This window comes from Streptomyces sp. NPDC058257 (assembly GCF_042881845.1).
Taxonomy (GTDB): domain Bacteria; phylum Actinomycetota; class Actinomycetes; order Streptomycetales; family Streptomycetaceae; genus Streptomyces.
Window position 1 is genome coordinate 245,264 of record NZ_JBHVXJ010000010.1, and the last position, 19,269, is coordinate 264,532.

Annotated in this window: 10 protein-coding genes; 6 read left to right on the forward strand and 4 right to left on the reverse strand. The window is 72.0% G+C overall.

Annotated elements, in window-relative coordinates; genetic code table 11:
* The first annotated feature begins 135 nt into the window (after positions 1–135).
* From ACFVXC_RS24565 to ACFVXC_RS24590, 6 genes are all read left to right on the forward strand, one after another.
* Positions 136–3,357: an FHA domain-containing protein gene (locus ACFVXC_RS24565; protein ID WP_389908545.1), complete on the forward strand. Its 3,222-nt coding sequence runs from the start codon at positions 136–138 to the stop codon at positions 3,355–3,357.
* Between the two features lie 245 nt (positions 3,358–3,602).
* Positions 3,603–5,000, forward strand: a complete 1,398-nt coding sequence (locus tag ACFVXC_RS24570) for an ABC transporter substrate-binding protein (protein ID WP_389908548.1) — start codon at positions 3,603–3,605, stop codon at positions 4,998–5,000.
* A gap of 4 nt (positions 5,001–5,004) precedes the next feature.
* A complete protein-coding gene (locus ACFVXC_RS24575; RefSeq protein ID WP_389908551.1) occupies positions 5,005–6,354 on the forward strand; it encodes a carbohydrate ABC transporter permease in 1,350 nt (449 codons plus the stop codon).
* Entirely contained in the window at positions 6,351–7,232 is an 882-nt protein-coding gene (locus tag ACFVXC_RS24580; protein WP_389908553.1) for a carbohydrate ABC transporter permease, read from the forward strand. The genes ACFVXC_RS24575 and ACFVXC_RS24580 overlap by 4 nt, the downstream gene beginning before the upstream one ends.
* 185 nt (positions 7,233–7,417) lie before the next feature.
* Entirely contained in the window at positions 7,418–9,667 is a 2,250-nt protein-coding gene (locus ACFVXC_RS24585; RefSeq protein WP_389908556.1) for a CDP-glycerol glycerophosphotransferase family protein, read from the forward strand.
* Between the two features lie 72 nt (positions 9,668–9,739).
* Positions 9,740–10,645 (forward strand): class I SAM-dependent methyltransferase, encoded by a 906-nt coding sequence (locus ACFVXC_RS24590; protein ID WP_389908559.1) that lies wholly within the window; start codon positions 9,740–9,742, stop codon positions 10,643–10,645.
* Positions 10,646–10,703: 58 nt separating this feature from the next.
* On the opposite strand, the gene ACFVXC_RS24595 is transcribed toward ACFVXC_RS24590, so the two are convergent.
* The 4 genes from ACFVXC_RS24595 to ACFVXC_RS24610 all read right to left on the reverse strand — a co-directional run bounded on the left by ACFVXC_RS24595 (position 10,704) and on the right by ACFVXC_RS24610 (position 19,265).
* Positions 10,704–11,879, reverse strand: a complete 1,176-nt coding sequence (locus ACFVXC_RS24595) for a glycosyltransferase (RefSeq protein WP_389908561.1) — start codon at positions 11,877–11,879, stop codon at positions 10,704–10,706.
* Positions 11,876–14,743: a CDP-glycerol glycerophosphotransferase family protein gene (locus ACFVXC_RS24600; RefSeq protein WP_389908563.1), complete on the reverse strand. Its 2,868-nt coding sequence runs from the start codon at positions 14,741–14,743 to the stop codon at positions 11,876–11,878. Before ACFVXC_RS24600 ends, ACFVXC_RS24595 begins: the two co-directional genes overlap by 4 nt.
* Positions 14,740–18,234 (reverse strand): CDP-glycerol glycerophosphotransferase family protein, encoded by a 3,495-nt coding sequence (locus ACFVXC_RS24605; protein WP_389908565.1) that lies wholly within the window; start codon positions 18,232–18,234, stop codon positions 14,740–14,742. The genes ACFVXC_RS24600 and ACFVXC_RS24605 overlap by 4 nt, the downstream gene beginning before the upstream one ends.
* Before the next feature lie 206 nt (positions 18,235–18,440).
* Positions 18,441–19,265: a TylF/MycF/NovP-related O-methyltransferase gene (locus tag ACFVXC_RS24610; protein WP_389908568.1), complete on the reverse strand. Its 825-nt coding sequence runs from the start codon at positions 19,263–19,265 to the stop codon at positions 18,441–18,443.
* Positions 19,266–19,269 lie beyond the last annotated feature (4 nt).

A 19,269-nucleotide genomic window follows, 5' to 3' on the forward strand; every position in this document is an offset into this window, starting at 1 on the left:
TGTTGTCAGCGGCAGATGCGAAGATGCCTTCTTGTTACTGGCCGACGTGGCCGTGTGCGGTGGGGGGAATCACAGCGCGAGTACAGCGCGCGTCCCCGCGCCCGGCGGCAAGGGCAGAAGGGACCGCTGACGGCGATGCAGATCCGGCTGACCGTCCTCGGGCCGCGCAGCGGCCAGACCGCCGAGCCCCAAGACCGTCCTGCCGTGCCGCGCGGCGCCTGTGACGTGCTGGTCACCGCCCCCGCCGGCACCGCGCTCGCCACGGTCGCGTCCGGCCTCGCCGCGGTCGTGTCGGGCGGTGAGGGACCAGTCGTCCTGTACGCGGAGTCGGAGCGGCTCGACGCCCAGCGCTGCACCATCGGGGAGCCCCCGCTCATCGACGGAGCGGTGCTCTCACTCGGTTCCCCCGCCGAGCCCGGACCCGAACTCGCTTCAGCCGCCGCCCAGTTGCACGTGATCGCGGGACCGGACGCGGGCGGCGTGCACCTCCTGCACGGCGGCCAGATCCGCGTCGGCCGCTCGGGCGACGCGGACGTCCCGCTGGACGACCCGGACGTCTCCCGGCTGCACTGCGCGGTGACGCTCACCCCGGACGGCCAGGTCACCGTCACGGACCTGGGGTCCACGAACGGCACCACGGTGGACGGCCGCGAGATCACCGACCACCCGGTGCGCCTCTCCCCCGGCTCCCTGCTGCGGCTCGGCGAGTCCGCGCTGCGGCTCACCACCGGGGACGGGACGGGCGGCGCGCTGCCGACGGCGGCGGACGGCGAGGGGCACGTGCGGGTGCGGGTCGCCCCGAGCGGCCCCAGCGGCGACGACCTCCGCGGTGCGCTCCCCGGAGCGGGCCACGCGCCCTCCGGCGGCACCCATCACGCCTATGGCTCCGCGGGCTGGGGTTCCGCCGGCGACGACGGCCGGGTCGAAGCGCAGGGAACACCAGGGGCGTACGGCCGGACCTCCCTCACCGATGTGCCGCTCGTGCCCCAGCAGGGCGGCGCCCCGGACACCGAGAGCACCCGCGTCGGCACCCCCGCGCGCGGGACGACCGTGCCGCGCAACCTGCGCAAACGGAGCGGCCTCTCCGCCTGGGCCCGGCGGATCACGGGCGCCCGTGACGACGAGCCCGGACACACCGGCCCCGAAGACGACGCGTACGAAACGACGGAGGACGGCCCCTCCTCCTCCCCGCACTCCTCCCCGCAACCGGCGGGTCCCACCCCCGAGGATCTCGCGGTGGCCGCCGCCGCGCGGACCCCGGAGTCCTGGCCCGACCCCGCGGCCCTGCTGCTCACGGCGCTCGGTCCAGGACCCCGGCTCTGGGAGCGCGGGCCCGGCCACCCGGAAGCTCTCGCGGTCCGGCTCGGCACCGTCGACCGCACGGCCCCGGACGAGCGCGGCCTGCTGCCCGCCGTCCCCGTGACGGTCAGCCTGCGGGAGGCGGGCGCGCTCGGCCTCGCGGGACCTCGCGAGCGGCTCACGGGGCTCGCCCGTGCCGTCGTCTCCCAGCTCGCGGCGCTGCACTCCCCCGACGCCCTGGAGATCGTGCTGCTCAGCACGGACCGGGCACGGCCCACACCGGAGCGCGCCGCCGAGTGGTCCTGGCTCGGCTGGCTCCCGCATCTGCGGCCCACGCACGGCCAGGACTGTCGCCTCCTCCTCGCCTACGACCGCGAGCAGGCGGCGGCGCGTACGGGAGAGCTGCTGCGGCGCCTCGATGACTACGTGGCGGACAAGGCGTCCGCCATCGCGACCGACAGCAACAGCAACAGCTCAGCGGAAAACTCCCTGGCCGCCGGGTCCCGCACCGTCGTCGTGGTGGACGGCGATCCCGGGTCCGCCGGGCTGCGCGAAGCCGTGACACGGCTCGCGCGCGAAGGGGCCGGCGCCGGGATCCACGTCGTCTGCCTGGCGGAGACGCCCGCCGCGTCACCCGCATCGCCGGTGTCCGCCACGTACGAAGCCGCCTGTTCCGTGTCGCCCGCCTTCCGCGCCTGCGGTGCCGTCGCGCTGCTCAGCGGCGACGTGGCCACCGCCCTGCGGCTGCTGCGGACCGTGGACGGGCACCCGGCGGGGCACGGCACCGTCGCGGCGGTGGACGCCGTGTCGCAGGCCTGGGCCGAGCGGTTCGCCCGCGCCCTGGCGCCTTTCCGTACGGACGGGGCGCCCGGCGACGGGCATGCGCGCGTGTCCGCTCCGCTGCCTCAAATGGCCCGGCTGCTCGACGAGTTGGGGCTGGCACGGGCCACGCCCGCGTCCCTGATGGCGCGGTGGGCCGCTGCCGCCGATGACGCGGAGGCGTCGGGCGGGCGGGCCTGGACGGTGCTCGGGGCCGGACCGCGCGGGCCCGTGGTCGTGGACCTCGCCACCGAGGGCCCGCATGTGCTGGCCGAGGGCCCTTCGGGGAGCGGTCGTACGGAGCTGCTGCGGTCCATCGCCGCGTCCCTTGCCGCGGCGGAGCGCCCTGACCGCCTCGGCATGGTCCTCATCGACGGGCGGGACAGCACGGGGAGCGGGAACAGCGGGACGAACGGGGGGAACATACGGCTGGTCGAGGGCCTCGCGGTCTGTATGGACCTGCCGCACGTCACCACACATCTGGCCGCCAACGACCCGGTGCGGATGCGGGAGTTCGCCCAGTCCCTGGCCGCGGAGCTGAAGAGGCGGGCCGAGTTGCTCGGGCGGCTCGGGTTCGCCGAGTGGCATGCGCGGGTGCCTTCCGCCGACGGGAGCGTCAGCGGTGGCAGCGGCCCCGGCAGCGGCGGGGGCGATCTTGAGCCGCCGCCGAGTTCCACGATGCGGTTGCGGCCCGTCGCTGTCAGCAAGGGGGCCGAGCCCGGGCCTCCGCTGCCTCGGCTCGTCGTGCTCGTCGACGACTTCGACGCGCTGCTCTCTCCCGCGCTCGGGTCGCCGGGGCGGCCCGCGGCGGGGTCCGTCGTGCGGGCACTTGAGGCTGTCGCCAGGGACGGGGAACGGCTCGGGGTGCACCTCGTTGCCACTACGGCTCGCAGTGAGCGGATGTCCGAGACCGAGCTGGGGCGGCGGGCTGCCGTGCGGATCGCCCTGGACGCGGTTTCTCCCGGGGCGGAAGAGCCTGCTCCGGGGCGGGGGGAGCTCCGTACCGCCGAGGGGCGGGTGAGTGCCTTTCAGGCGGGGCGGGTTACTGGACGCATCCCTCGTACGTCCACGTTGCGGCCCACGGTTGTGCCACTGGAGTGGGAGCGGATGGGCGACCCTCCGGCCCGCCGCCCCGTCCGTGAACTCGGCAATGGGCCAACCGACCTGGCCCTCCTCGCCAGTGCGCTGGAGCGGGCCGCGCGCTCTGTGGCCGCGGATCAGGTTCCGTCCCTCCTGTAGCTCCGCGCCGCTGCCGGTGCCGGTCGCCTCTTCTCTCGGTGCCCGGCACCGTCGTGTTGCGCCCACCTGTTCCGCCGCGCGCAACGCCTGCCCGCAGCAGGAGCGTCCCGCAGCTCATGACGGCACGTCACAACGCCATCACGATCAGCTGGTTGGGCCTGTTCGTGCTCTTGCCGCTTCTCCCCACGCGGGCGTAGACAGGCCGCACGGACTCGCCAGGGACCAGGGAAGAGAACGGGGCAGTGATGCGCAGCACTCTTCGTACACGCAGGGCACCGCACCACCGGCGTACCACCGCCACATTCGCCGCCGCGGTCGTCGCGGGCGCGCTCGCACTCACCGTCACCTCGTGCGGTGGCGGCGACGACAACAACGACAAGGGCGGCGGGGACAAGGCCGGCGGCAAGGAGAGCGGCGCCGCGGCCCAACTGCCCAAGCTGGACGGGCAGACCGTCTCCGTCGCCGCCGTATGGGGCGGCGCGGAGCGGAAGGTCTTCCTCAAGGTTCTTGACGAGTTCGAGAAGCAGACCGGGGCCAAGGTCACCTTCGTACCCGCCCAGGATCCCATCATCAGCTTCCTGGAGTCGAAGGTCGCGGGCGGCTCGCCGCCGGATGTCGCGATGCTCCCGCAGGTCGGCGCGGTCAAGCAGGCCGTGGCCAACAAGTGGGCCAAGCCGGTGGGGCCCGCGGCGCAGAAGGAGATCGACAAGAACTACGCGAAGGGCTGGCAGGACCTCGGGACCGTCGACGGCAAGCAGTACGGCGTGTACTTCAAGGCCGCCAACAAGTCCCTGGTCTGGTACAACACGCAGGTCTTCGACAACGCGGGCGCCAAGCCCGCCAAGACCTGGGTCGACTTCATGAAGACGGCCCGGACCGTGTACGACTCCGGCGTACCGCCGATCTCGGTCGCGGGCGCCGACGGCTGGACCCTCACCGACTGGTTCGAGAACATCTACCTCTCGCAGGCGGGCCCGGAGAAGTACGACAAGCTCGCCAAGCACGAGATCAAGTGGACGGACCCGTCCGTGAAGAAGGCGCTGACCACGCTCGGCCAGGTCTTCGGGACGAAGGGCTTCGTCGCGGGCGGCGCCGACGGCGCGCTGCAGACCGAGTTCCCCGTCTCGGTCAAGCAGACCTTCACCGGCGGCGACCAGCCCAAGGCGGGCATGGTCTTCGAGGGCGACATGGTCTCGCTGCCGATCTCGGAGACGAAGGCCAAGGTCGGCACGGACGCCAAGGTGTTCCCGTTCCCGGCGGTCGGCAGCGAGTCACCGGCGGTCGTCGGCGGTGACGCCGCCGTGGCGCTGAAGGACAGCAAGGGCGCCCAGGCCCTTCTCACCTACCTCGCGTCTCCCGACTCGGCCAAGATCTGGGCCGAGGCGGGCGGTTTCGTGTCGCCGAACAAGAGCCTCGACATGGCGGCGTACCCGAACGACGTGCAGCGGAGCATCGCCAAGGCCCTCATCGCGGCGGGCGACGACATCCGCTTCGACATGTCCGACCAGGCCCCCCAGGCCTTCGGCGGCACCCCGGGCAAGGGTGAGTGGAAGGCGCTCCAGGACTTCCTGAAGAACCCGAAGGACGTCGAGGGCACGCAGAAGGCTCTGGAGACGGCCGCCGCCAAGGCCTACAAGGACTGACGCGATGGCGTCCGCGAACGCCGGGGGCACGCCGAGTGCGGCGCTGTCCCCGGCTCCCCATCCGCGCAAGAGCGTGACCGGAACGCACAGGGGCATGGCGGTGCTCTTCCTGCTGCCCGCCCTGGTGCTGCTCGGCGCGCTCGTCCTGTACCCCATCGGGTACTCCGTCTTCCGCAGCTTCTTCGACAAGTCGGGCGACTTCACGGCGTTCGGCAACTACAAGACCCTGTTCACGGACGACACCATCCTCACCGCGGTCAAGAACAACGCGATCTGGGTGGTCGTCGCCCCGACCCTGGCGACCGGACTCGGCCTGATCTTCGCCGTGCTCACCGAACGTATCCGCTGGGGCACGGCGTTCAAGCTGGTCATCTTCATGCCGATGGCGATCTCGATGCTCGCCGCAGGCATCATCTTCCGGCTCGTGTACGAGTCCGATCCCGACCGGGGTGTCGCCAACGCCGTCGTCGTGGGCGTGCACGACACGTTCGCCGAGTCGTCCTCCTTCCCGCAGGCGCATCCCAGTACGGAGTCGCCCCTGAAGCCGGCGGGCGGTGGCGCCTTCGTCACGCGCGAGCCGGTCAGCGCGGGCACTCCGGTGGCGCTGCCGCTGACCGGCGTGGCGCCGGGCAACATGCCGGACGGCGCCAAGTCCGCGGCGGCCGCGAAGCCGGACCCCGACAAGGTCACGGGCACGGCCTGGCAGGACTTCACGCGCGGCAAGGGCCGGGGCGAGATGAACGCCCCGGACAGGACCGAGTTCGGCTATGCCGGGATCAAGGTCGAGGCCGTCAAGGACGGCGCGGTGGTGGCTTCGACCGAGGCGGCGGGCGACGGCACGTTCGCGCTTCCCAAGGAGGCCGACGGGGCACAACTCCGGTTCCCGGCGTCGAACTTCCGCGAGCCGTACAACGGCGTGGACTGGCTCGGCCCCTCCCTCATCACGCCCGCGGTCATCGGCTCGTACCTGTGGATCTGGGTGGGCTTCGCGATGGTCCTGATCGCGGCCGGGCTCGCGAGCGTGCCGCGTGAACTCCTTGAGGCCGCCCGGGTGGACGGCGCCAACGAGTGGCAGGTGTTCCGCCGGATCACGGTGCCGATCCTGGCGCCGGTGCTCGCGGTGGTGGCGGTCACGCTCATGATCAACGTACTGAAGATCTTCGACCTGATCTTCATCATCCCGCCGAACTCGTCGAAGGACGACGCGAACGTCCTGGCCCTTCAGCTCTACAACTCGGCGTTCCTCGATGACGATTCGGGCGTGGCGAGCGCGATCGCCGTGCTGCTCTTCCTCCTCGTGATCCCGGTGATGCTCTTCAATGTGCGGCGACTGCGGCGGGAGCGACAGCGATGACCACCCAAGTCGAAGTGGTGAAGGCCAAGCAGTCGCTCGGCGGGCGGATCGCCTCCGTCCTGAGCGGCACCGCCGTACGCGTCTTCCTCGTCCTCGTCGGGCTCTTCTGGCTGGTGCCGACGGTCGGTCTGCTGCTCGGATCGCTGCGCAGCTCGGCCGACATGGCCGAGAGCGGCTGGTGGAAGGTGTTCAGCGCGCCGTCGCAGATGACGCTCGACAACTACACGAGCCTCCTCAAGGACGAGACGATCACCGACTCGATCCTTTCCAGCATCATGATCACCGTCCCCGCGACGCTGCTCGTCGTGGTCATCGGGTCCCTCGCCGGATACGCCTTCGCGTGGATGGAGTTCCCGGGGCGCGACTGGTGGTTCCTCGGTGTCGTGGGGCTGCTCGTGGTGCCCGTGCAGGTGGCGCTGCTTCCGGTGTCGAAGATCTTCGGTGCGATCGGCATCTTCGAGACGACGGTCGGTGTGGTCGTCTTCCACGTGGCCTTCGGCCTGCCGTTCGCGATCTTCCTCCTGCGGAACTTCTTCGCGGAGATCCCCCGCGAACTCCTGGAGGCCGCGCGCCTGGACGGGGCCGGTGAGCTGCGGCTCTTCTTCCGGGTCGTGATGCCGCTCGGCGCGCCGGCGATCGCCTCGCTCGGCATCTTCCAGTTCCTCTGGGTCTGGAACGACATGCTGATCGCGCTGATCTTCGCCGACTCCAAGAAGCCGCCGATCACGGTCGCGCTCCAGCAGCAGGTGCGGTCATTCGGCGACAACGTGCAGATCCTGGCGCCCGGCGCGTTCATCTCGATGGTGATCCCGCTCGCCGTGTTCTTCGCGTTCCAGCGGCAGTTCGTGTCCGGCGTGATGGCGGGCGCGGTGAAGTAGCCGGCCGTTCGACAGGACGCACGGCACAGGCGCATACGTTCGACGAGTGAGGCGGCCCACGACGGGGGCCGCCTCACTCATGTCCGTCCCCCGAACGCGGGTCCCCCGGATGCCGCGTCGGCGTAACCCGACCGGACGTCGGGACGTTGCCGGGCAGTACGCCCCCGCCGACCCATGGATGTGCCTTGCCCCGGTTCAGTGTCATCGTGCCCGTGTACAAGGTGCAGGCGTATCTGCACGCGTGCCTCGGATCCGTCCTCGGCCAGTCGTTCACGGACCTCGAACTGATCGTGGTCGACGACTGCTCGCCCGACGCGTGCGGCGCCCTCATCGACGAGTGCGCGGCCGGTGACACCCGGGTGAGGGCCGTGCATCTCAAGGAGAACGTGGGTCTGGGCAGGGCCCGCAACGCGGGCATGGAGCACGCCACCGGCGACTACCTGATCTTCCTCGACAGCGACGACACCCTCACCCCCGACTCCCTGCACGCGATCTCGGACCGCATCAAGGAGACGGACGAGCCGGACGTCCTGATCTACGACTACGCGCGCGTGTTCTGGTCGGGCGAGGCCGTGCGCAACCAGTTCTCTGGGCTCCTCAAGGAAGACGGCGACGTCCCCTTCCGGCTGAGCGAGCGGCCCGGCCTGCTGAGGCTCCTGATGGTCGCCTGGAACAAGGCCTACCGCCGCGACTTCATCGAGCGCGAGGGCTTCGTCTTCCCGCCCGGCCTCTACGAGGACACGCCCTGGACGTACCCGGTCCTGATGAAGGCGGGCACGATCGCCACCCTCGACCGGGTCTGCGTGCACTACCTCCAGCGCCGCCGCGGCAGCATCCTGCGCACCACGACGCGTCGGCACTTCGACATCTTCGACCAGTACGAGCGGGTCTTCACGTTCCTCGACCAGCACCCGGAGCTCTCGGCCGCCTGGCGGCCCCTCCTCTTCCGGCGGATGGTCGACCACCTCTCGACGGTCTTCACCAAGCGCGACCGCCTCCCGCGCGGCAGCCGCCCCGCGTTCCTGCGCAAGGCCCGCACCCACTACCGCCGCTACCGCGTCCCCGGCGCACGCCCGCGCGCCCGCACCCGGTTGCGGCACGGCCTCGTACGCCTGGGAACGCACCGCACGTACCGCACCCTGTGGACGGCGATGCGCCTGCGGACCAGGGCCCGGCGGTACGCGGCCACCGCGCGGCGCCGCTCCAAGGGCGCCGCGCTGCAACTGCACTACCGGATCCAGCTGCGCCTGCCGGTCCGCGCCGACCGTGCCGTCTTCTCCTCGTACTGGGGGCGCGGCTACGGCTGCAACCCCGGCGCCCTGGAGGCCGCGCTGCGCGAGCACGCCCCGCACATCCGCACCGCGTGGATCGCGGACCCGGTCCACCACCACACCCTGCCGACGGCGACGCGCGGGCTCCGCCCCGGCACGGCGGCCTACTGGACGGCGCTCGCGCGCTCCAAGTACCTCGTCAACAACGTGAACTTCGACCGCAGGATGGTCAAACGCCCCGGCCAGATCATGATCCAGACCCAGCACGGCACGCCCCTGAAGCTGATGGGGCTCGACCTCCAGGACCGCCCGGCCGCCGCCCGGGGCATGGACTTCGCCGCCCTCATGCGCAACGCCGACAAATGGGACTACCTCCTGTCGGCGAACCGGCACTCGACGCTGGTCTGGGAGCGCGTGTTCCCCGCCTCCTACACGACCCTGGAGTACGGCTACCCGCGCAACGACATCTACCAGCGGGCGAGCTCCGCCGACGTGGCCCGCCTCCGCGAGACCATCGGCATCCCCCGGGGCGCCGTCGCCATCCTGTACGCGCCCACCCACCGCGACTACCGCCACACGCAGCTGCGCTCCCTCGACCTGGAGCGCCTGCTGCACAACCTCGGCCCCCGTTTCGTCATCCTCACGCGCGCCCATCACTCGTACGGGGCGCCCATGGCTCCCTCGGCCGGCCGTCTGATCGACGTGTCGGACCACCCGAGCGTCGAGTCCCTCTGCCTGGCGTCGGACGCCCTGGTCACGGACTACTCGTCGCTGATGTTCGACTACGCCAACCTCGACCGCCCCGTCGTCCTGCACGCCGACGACTGGGAGGCGTACGAGGCGACCCGCGGCACCTATTTCGACGTGCGCCGGTTCCCGCCGGGCGCCGTCGCCCGCAGCGAGGACGAGCTCACCGACATCTTCGCCACCGGGCACTGGCGCGGCTCGCGCTCGGCTCAGCTGCGCGCGGCGTTCCGAGACCGCTTCTGCGTGTACGACGACGGGCGGGCGGCTGAACGAGTTGTGAGGCATGTGGTGCTCGGTGAGGCAGGGGGTCTACCGTCTGTGGCGCCACTGGCGGACCGGCACCCGGCGCCTGCCGCGGGGACGGCCGATGAGCCGTCGCCGCGGGCCGACGCCTCCCGGCCCACTCCACGCTGCTAGCCGCACCGTGCTTCCGGCGCCCCCACGCGTCCGCCGCACTGTCCTCCGCTCCCCCCACCTACGGGACCAGATATGCAGAACGCTTCAGCCACCACGCCCACGAACGGCACCGGCCGGCTGCCGAGGCCGCGCCAGCTCTCCGATGTGAAGGGCTGGTTCCATCCGGTCGACCAGGTGCTCTTCGACTGGATCATGAGCAGGCAGCTGGACCGGGGCGAGCGGGGCGATCTGCTCGAACTCGGCGCGTATCTGGGCAAGAGCGCCATCTTCATGGGCGCGTATCTGCGCGCGGACGAGACCTTCACGGTCTGCGACCTCTTCGACTCGCCCGCCCCCGACGAGGCCAACTCCGCCGAGATGGGCCGCTCGTACGCCACGCTCACGCGCCGCGCCTTCGAGGCCAACTACCGCTCCTTCCACGAGGGTCTGCCGCGGATCGTCCAGGAGCCGTCCTCGGGGATCACCGCGCACGTGGCGGCGGACAGCTGCCGCTTCGTGCACATCGACGCCTCGCATCTGTACGAACACGTCCACGCGGACATCGCCGCGGCCCGAGAGGTGCTCGGGCAGGACGGGATCGTCGTGCTCGACGACTTCCGGGCCGAGCACTGCCCGGGGGTGGCCGCGGCGACGTGGGGCGCGGTGGCGAACACGGGGCTCAAACCGCTCTGCATCACGGCCACGAAGTTCTACGGAACGTGGGGCGGCTACGACGCGATCCACGCCGATCTCGCCGCGTTCCTGAAGGGGCGCGACGACATGTGGCACGGCGCCGAGGAAGTCGCGGGCCTCCCGATGATCCGCATCAGCGGCAAGAAGGCGAAGCCGCCGGAGCAGCCGCCGTCCCGGCACGCGGGCGAGAGGGCCCCGGAGCGGCAGGGCGACCAGATCTCCGAGCCCGCCCCGGCGTCCGCCGGGACCGGGAGCAGGGCCAGGGGCCTGCTGTCATCACTGCTGACCCGCTCGGGACGTTCCTGAGGCCGGGCGAGGGGCGCGGGGAGCTGCGCGAGCGGCCCCCGCCGGCCCGCAGGAGTACTCAGCGTTCCAGGAGTTCGAACAGCGCCTCCCAGCGCTCAAGCACCCGCGCCTCCGAGAACCGCTGCACGTTCATCCGGGCCCGCTCCCCCATCGCGTCCCGCAGCCGTGGGTTTCCGGTGAGGCGCAGGATGCGGTCGGCCAGGGCCTCGATGTCGCCGGCGGGGGCGAGCAGCCCGTCCTCGCCGTGGCGGACGATCTCGCGTACGCCCGGCGCGCAGTCGAACGCCGCGCACGGCACCGCACTGGCCATGGCCTCCATCAGGGCAAGCGGAAACCCCTCGCCCCGCGAGGACTGCACGAAGAGGGAGCTCTCGGCAAGCACGCCCGGCACATCGCTGGTGCGGCCCCGCCACTCCACGGAACCGTCGAGGCCGAGCCGTGTGCACTGCCGCCTGAGGCCCGCCTCGTCCGCGCCCGCGCCGTAGATCCGCAGTGTCCAGTCGGGCCGCCGCGGAGCCACCAGGGCCCAGGTGTCGACGAGCATGTCGACGCCCTTCTGGTCGGCGAGCCTGCCGATGCTGCACACCACCTTGCCCTCGCGCCGCGAAGGCACCGCGGGGAGGTGGGCGAGCGCGTTGGGCATCGCGCCGACGTTGTGCATGCCGTCGGCGATCCAGTCGTCGGCGTCCTCCTGGGTGAGGGCGAGCCAGCGGTCCACGGACGGGTAGCTGCGCTTGACCGCGCGGTAGCGGTGACAGGCACGGGTGTAGGCGTACGACTCATGGCTCATGCCGATGACGCGCAGGCCCGCGGTGTCCGCCTCCCTGATCCACTCCATCGGCCAGACCTGCGTGACGATGGCGACCGCGCCGGGGCGCGCGGCACGGAAGAGTTCCGAGAGCCGGTGCACGACGCGGCGCTGGGCGGCGGCCCTGGCGGACTCGCGGCAGCGCGCCACCACGTTCAGGCGGCCCAGGCCGCGTGCCGGGCGCGGAGTCGCGGGATGCTCGCCGTACAGGCTGGTCACGGGGTAGCCGAGGTCGTCCGGGAGCGCCAGTTTCAGCTCGGCCTCGTGGACGCCGATGACGTGCACCCGGTGGCCGTTGCCCTGGAAGAGGCGGGCCATCTGGTGGGCCCATGCGGTGACGCCGCCGAGTTCGTCGACGGTGTTCGCGACGAGGAAGAGGTCGCGGCTCTTCGTCGCACCGGGCCCGCTCGCGATCGTGGTGGTCATGCGCCGTCCCTCTTCTCCGTGTTTCCGGACCGCTCGCCGTTTCCGGACCGCTCGCCGTTTCCGGACCGCTCGCCGTTTCCGAACCGCTCGCCGAAGAGCGCGTCCACCACACCGGCCGCGGCCCGCCCCTTGTCGTACGCTCCGAACCGCCCGGCGAACACCCGCCGGGCCTGTGCCCACGCGCCGTCGGCCTCCTTCAGCGTGGCGAGCACGCGAAGGAGCTCCTCCTGCGTCTCGACGACGGGCCCGCCCGCGTCGTCCCGCAGCGCGAAGTAACTGCCCCGCTCGGCCGCGTACGCGTCGAGGTCGGGCGCGAAGTGCACCAACGGCCGGTCCAGGAGCGCGAAGTCGAACATGATCGACGAGTAGTCGGTCACCAGGACGTCGGCGAGGCAGAGCAGCTCGCTCACGTCGTGGTGGGCCGAGACGTCCACGACCGTGCCGGGCGGGCACGCGGGGAGGCTCGCCGCTTCCATGTAGTGGGCGCGCACCAGGAGTACGTGGGTGTCGCCGAAGCGGTCCGCGAACCCGCGTACGTCCAGGGGCAGCCGCACCGGCTTGTTGCCCGACGGCAGGCCGCGGAACGTCGGCGCGTAGAGCACCACCGTCTTGTGGTCGGGGATGCCGAGGTCGGTGGCGACGGAGGGCCTCGGGAAGCGGCCCGAGGACTCGTCGCGGGCGCGCGCGGCGACCAGGCGGTCGTTGCGCGGGTAGCCGCAGCGCAGCAGCCGCTCGTCGGAGATGCCGTAGGCGCGGGCCAGGGTGTTCACGTCGTGCTCGGAGCGCACCAGGAAGTGGTCGAAGCGGTCGACGGCCTCCTGGAGCCGCTCGCGCTGCGGGGCGTTCTGCGTCTTCAGGCGCGCCTCGTCGAAGCCCATCCGCTTGTACGCGGAACCGTGCCAGGTCTGGAGGTAGGTGGTGTGGCGCGGCTTGGCGAGGGCGTGCGGGAAGCCCTGGTTGTCGATCCAGAACTCCGCGCGGCCGAGCGCCCACAGATAGCGCCAGGACCAGCGGCGTACGAGGCGGGCCGAGTCGGGGAAACCGTCGGACGAGGCGGCGTACGACCAGGTGCAGCGCACCCGAAGGCCCCGGTCGAGGATCTCCTGGTGGACGGCGCGGGGGCTGTCGCCGTAGCACTTGCCCGTGTGGCTCTCGAAGACCACCGAGCCCTTGCTGACGGGAAGGCGCCGCAGCACACGGCGGTAGACGCGCAGCTTGAACGCCTTGCCGCCGAGCCTCTCCCACCTCTTGCGCAGGGCACGCAGCCGGAGCCTCAGCTTGCGTGCGGGGCGGAAGTGCGTGGCGTAGTGCAGTGCCGCGCGCACGGTGCGGGCGGCGCGGTGGCGGGGTGCGAGGCGCAGCTCCAGCCTGTTCGCGCCGGTGACGGTGATCCCGTGGCCCGTGCCCACGGTCTCCTGCTCGGCGACGAGTTCGGTGGTCATGTCCTGGCCGCCCGCGGCGAGTCGAAGCCGGGGCTCCCAGACCCGGTCGCGGATGCCGAGGTCCCGCAGTGCGGCGGTGAGGTCCACCGTGGCCCGCCAGACGACGGCACCGCCGTCGTAGTGCGCCTCCTCCACGGGTACGCACAAGCCGCGCCGTTCCGTGTTCGTGCCGCGCACCCGCACGTCGAGCCAGGCGGTGAGCGGCGGCCGGTCGGGCACCAGGCCGCCGGGCAGTACGACCTTCCCTTCGAGGACCGCCTTGCCGCCCTCCACGGCGCACCTGGTGAGGCGGTTCAGGAGGCGGACGTCACCCGACCCGCGATGCTGGTGGCCGAGTTCGCTGACGTCGAGCACTTCTCGGACGCGAGGGTCGTCGAGTCCGTCCGCGCGCCAGTAGACCTTCCCCTCCCACTCGGTCAGCTCCGACACGACGGTGCCCGGCCGTCCGAGGGCGTAGGCGGCGGCGAGCACGCCGTCCGTGTCGCCGTCGGCGAGCAGCCGCACGCACACCCGCTCCACGGGTTCGAGGGCGTCCAGGGCGCGGGCGTCCGCCCGGGCTTCGAGGTGCGGGGCGAGTGCGGCCGTGGCCCGGCGCCGGTCCGCCGCGGTGAGCCGCGGGAACGTACGGGCGCAGGGCAGCACGTGGTCGGTGAGGAAGGCCCGTTCGCGCCGGTCGCACAGGTCGAGCCGGCCCAGGGTGATGAGGAGGCCCGCGACGCGGTCGTTGGCCTCGGCGAGTGCGGGGGTCTCGTGGGCGTGATCGGGCTCGGCGCGGTGGGTGGTGATGAGGTTCGGTACGAGGGTGATGCCGCGGGCCGCGAGGACCGCCTCGACGCCGAAGAGGACCTCACTGTGCGCGAGGTCCTCGACGTACCGCAGACGCGCCGCGTGCAGGAAGTCCCTGCGGACGCAGAACCCGGTGACCAGGGAGTCCCTGGCGACGAGTTCGGGGACGTCGGAGAGGTTCTCGACGCTCCTCGTCCGCGCGTGCAGTTGAGGATGCCAGGCCGGGCCCCGCTCCTTCTTGCCGCCGCCGGTGAGCCGGGTCCAGCGTCCGGCCACCAGGTCGGCGCCCGTGGTGCGCGCGGCGTCGAAGAGGTTGCGGCAGGCGTGCCGCTCCAGGAGTTCGCCCTCGCCGAGCACGATGACGTACCGCCCGCGTGCCGCGTCGAGCCCGAGGTTCCGTGCCGCGGCCACGGACATCGGGCGCCCGGTCCGGACCAGGCGCACCCGGTGCGGCTGATCGGCGGCGAGCGCCTGTGCCGTGTCGCGGGCGGGTCCGTCCGCCCCGGGGTCGACGACGACGGCCTCGACGTTGCGCATCGTCTGGTCGAGCACGGAGCGCACCGACTGTTCGAGCGCGTCGGTGTCCGGGCCCGCGACCACGACACAGCTGACGTCGTGCAGTTCCGGGGTGCTCATGCGCGCCCTCCCTCGATCATGGCGTCCGCGACTCCCGCGGCCGCGTTCCCGTCGTCCAGATCGCAGAAGACCTCGCGGAACCTGTCGTACGCGTCGGCGTACGCGGCGGTGGCGGCCTCGGGGTCGCGCAGCGCGGCGATCACCTCGTCGCTGGTGGCCAGGAGCGGTCCGGGCGCCTGGGCCGCGAAGTCGAAGCAGAAGCCGCGCAGGGTGTCGCGGTAGTGGTCGAGGTCGTAGGTGTGGAAGAGCATCGGGCGCCCGGTCTGCGCGAAGTCGAACATCAGGGACGAGTAGTCGGTCACCAGGACATCGCTGATCAGGAGCAGTTCGCTGACGTCCGGGTGGCGGGTGACGTCGCGTACGAAGTCCGAGCAGGGGACGGCGCCGCCGACGAGGTAGTGCCTGCGGACGAGGAGCACCTGGTCGTCGCCGATGGCGCGTTCGGCGGCTTCGAGGTCGAGCTGGAGGTCGAGGCCGTAGCGGCCCGCCCGCTTGGGCTGGTTCTCGCGCCAGGTGGGCGCGTACAGGACGACGCGTCTGCCCTCGGGGATGCCGAGCCGCTCGCGCACGGAGGCGGCGACCTTCGCGCGGTCGGCGGCGTGCAGCAGGTCGTTGCGCGGATAGCCGCGCTCCAGGACCTCGCCGGTGTAGCCGAAGGCGCCGCGCAGGACGGGTGTCGAGAAGCGGTTCGGCGAGACGAGCACGCTCCACTGGGCGGCGCGTCCCGGCAGGGTGTCCATGTACGCGCGGTCGCCGGACGAGCGGCCCGCGAGGTCGAGGCCGATGCGTTTGAGCGGGGTGCCGTGCCAGGTCTGCACGACGTACTGGCCCGCTGCCCGCTCGAACCATTCGGGCAGTTGGGTGTTGGTGACGAGGTAGCGGCAGCGGGCCAGGGCCTCGTACCACTCGGCGCTCCACAGGGCGACGGGCGTGGCGCTGCCGGGCAGCGCCACCTGCTGGTCGCGGACCACCCAGAGGTGTTCGAGGTCGGCGCCCTTGGCGACCAGGTGCTCGTGCACGGCGCGGGGCGAGTCCGAGTACTGCCGTCCGTCGAAGCTGCAGTACAGGACGGCGTCCCGCAGCGGCGCGCCGCGCCGCGCCGCGTACACCTCGCGCAGGCGGCGCTGGCGCGGGCCGCCCCGGTCGGTCATCGGGAGCGCGGAGCCCGAGCGCAGGTGCAGGCCGTCGTGGGCGTGGCGCTTCAGGCTGATGTCACGGCCCGACCGGGTGCGTACGAGCGGGAGTTCACCGCCCGTGCCCGGCGCCACGCACACCGGGGTGTACTGCTCGGGGTCGCTCTCGCCCGGCTCGCGCAGGAAGAGGTTCCAGCGTCCTTCGGCGAGTGGCAGGGTACCGCCGGGGCCCGGCAGGGCCTCGGGACGCAGCGCCGCGGTGAACCGGCCGCCCTCGATCCGCACCGGCGCCACGGCCTCGTCGCCGTGCCCGGCGTGGACGAGGACCAGCTCCCCCGCGCGGGCCGCCGTGTCGGGGTGGCTGCCCTCGATGAGCAGTTCGTCGTCCCAGGCCACGGCGTCGACGAGCGGGCGTACGGTCTGGTCGCGCAGCTCCAGGTCGCCCGACGCGTTGGCGAGGACGAGGAGTTCACGCCCCGGCAGCAGGCCGTAGTGCCCGGGCGGCACATCGGGGCAGGCGGCGAGCGGTGTGCGCTCGCCGCCCTCGCGGACGATCGCGACGCCCCAGGGGTCGGCCTTGCGCGGCAGCCCTGTGCGCGGGTCCTCACCGGCGTGGAAGAGGCCGAGCGGCACATCGGCGCTGAATTCGCGGCCGTTGACCAGGGCGGGGGCGTAGTGCGCCTCCTTGGTGTGCCAGTTCTCGATCCGCAGGGCGTCGACGGCCTGGGACTCCCCCGGCGCGAGCCTGCCGTGCAGCCGGACGACGCCGCCGCACCCCTCGTGCGCGACGAGCCGCGCCGCCACCCGCTCCGTGCGCAGCCGCAGCCGCCCCTTGCTGAGGGTGACGGCCACCCGCAGGAACTCCTCCAGATACCGCACGGGAAGCCGCGGCGCGGTGCTCGTGCGCACCGGTCCCGTGCGCGGCAGGAGCCCGCTGACCACGCCCATCTCCACCTTCCAGGTGGTGCCGCGCGCCTTGGTGACGGTCCTGCGGGGGTCGATGACCGTCTCGAACCCCGACCGGTCGTAGCTGTGCAGGCCCTGCTTGGAGCGGTACGTCGCCTCGCGCGCCCGCACCGTGCGCAGCTTCAGCGGAAGGACGCGCCGCCGCCCTGCCCGCAGCCAGGCGATCCTGGCGCGCGCCCCGATCCGCCCGGCCGGCAGGTTGGGGATGTAGGCGTAGCCCTTGAGCCGCAGCTTCCCCTGCTCGTCCCAGGCGGCGTGCGTGAGTTCCGCGGTGAGCGGCAGGTCGGAACGTTTCAGGGCGACGGTCTCGCGCGGCAGGCTGCCGATCCCGGGGAAGTCGGCCCGGCGTGCGCGCAGGCCGCGGACGCGGAAGGCGCCGGGGTGGGACTTCTCGAACGCCATGAAGGTGAGGAGTTCGGTGACCCGGCACTGGCGGACGAGCTGCCAGCGCACGCGCAGCGGGAGCGGCAGCGCGGCGACGACCGCGGGGTCGACGGTGTCGACGAAGGCGTTGGCCTGCTCCATGAAGGCGTCGTGGTACGTGGCGTCGCCGTGCGGCAGGGCCTCCATGAACAGCCACAGATCTCCGCAGAGCACCGTGGTGTCGTAGCGCCGCTTGGCGCGGGCGAAGACCTTCGCTCGCGGGGTGCCCGCGGCCTCCGCGGCCTTCGAGGCGAGGAAACCGCCGGCCGAGAGGACGGCGGCCGTGCGGTCGCGGACGGCGCGGGGCTTGGCGCGGCGGCTCGTGATGGAGCCGTCGCGGTCGCGCCAGAGGTAGACGGGCTCCTTCAGCACGTCGACGGAGTCGGCGAGGAAGTGGGCGGGGATCATGACGGGGGTGTCCTCGAACAGCACGCCCTCGGGGAAGACGAACGCGTGTCGGTCCCAGAACTCCCTGCGGAAGACCTTGTTGCAGGCGATGCGGTCGCCGAGCAGATCCCAGTCGCGGGTGACGTGCGTGCCGCTGCGGTCGCTCTCCATCACCTTGCGGAACATCGGCGACTGCTCGCTCCTGCCGCCGGAGCGCAGCCGGTGGACGTTGCCGGTGACGAAGTCGGATCCTGACTCCTCAAGGGCGGCGAGCATCCGCTCGTACGCGTCCCGCGGCACGACGTCGTCGCTGTCGACGAACGCCAGATACGTCCCGCGCGCCTCGCGCACCCCCGCGTTGCGGGCCGCGCCGAGCCCCGCGTTCTCCTGCTCGACGAGCCGGAATCTGCCGTCCCCGTCGGCGAACTCGCGGGCGATGCGCGCACTCCCGTCGGTGGAACCGTCGTTGACCATGACGACTTCGAGATCCGGCATGGTCTGCTCGGCCAGTGACCGTAGGCAGGGGCCGAGGAACTCCTCGACGTTGTAGACGGGGACGACGACGGCGAGTCGGGGTGTCATGCGCTGCGCACATTCCTTCCGGAGTACTGACGGGCACGGCTGCGCGTCCTGCGGGGGGCCACTCGGTTAACAACCACCGCCCTTCCGGGTCACCCGCGCAGGGCCATTCGAGTGATCACGCGAGGGGCCCCGCGCCCGGCAGCCCGGGGCTGCCGGACACAGGGCCCGCTCACATACCTGCCACATACAGTTGGCTGACTCCCGAGTCACGGCTTGACGGCGATGCGTCCCTCGTCCATGCGCAGGAGCAGCAGCCGTTCGCCGGTCTTCTCCATGAACTCGTCGACCGCCTGACGCGAGCCCTGCCAGTAGCCGTAGTCGTCGATGAGCAGGACCCCGCCGCTGACCAACCGCGGGTACAGCTCTTCGAGTTCGTGCTTGGTCGAGGCGTACCAGTCGGTGTCCAGACGCAGGATGGAGATCTGCTCGGGCGCCTCGCGCGGGACGGTCTCCTCGACCATTCCCCGCACGTAGTGCACGCGCTCCTTGGGGTAAGGCACCTTCTCGAAGCCGGACTTGACGTCGTCGAGCGAGGCGACGGCCCAGATCGGACGGTCCTTGCCCTGGAGCTTGAGCAGCTCCTCGGCGGACTTGCCGTCCAGGCGCAGGTCCTCCTCGGTGGGCGGGGTCATGCCCTCATACGTGTCGAAGAGGTACAGGTCGCGCTCGGTCTCCCCGGCGGCGAGCAGCGCCTTCGCGCAGGCCTGCATCGAACCGCCGCGCCACACACCGCATTCGACGATGTCGCCGGGGATGCCGTGGCGCACGACGTGCCGGGTCGCCAGGATGAAGGCGTTCAGACGTTCGGGAGAGGTCATCGTGTACGGCTTCACCGCACGGATGATGTCCTTCGCCTCGTCGTCGTAGTCGGCGGGGAGGTTCAGGGCCTTCGGCTTGGGCTTCGGCTTCGATGCCGGGGTGGGCTTGTGCGCCGGGGCCGCCGCCGAGCGCGGGGCCGGTACGGGCTTGCGCGTCAGCTGGTATCCGGTCAATTGCTTCAGTGCGCCATTCACAGCGCGTCGCCATGCCATGGAA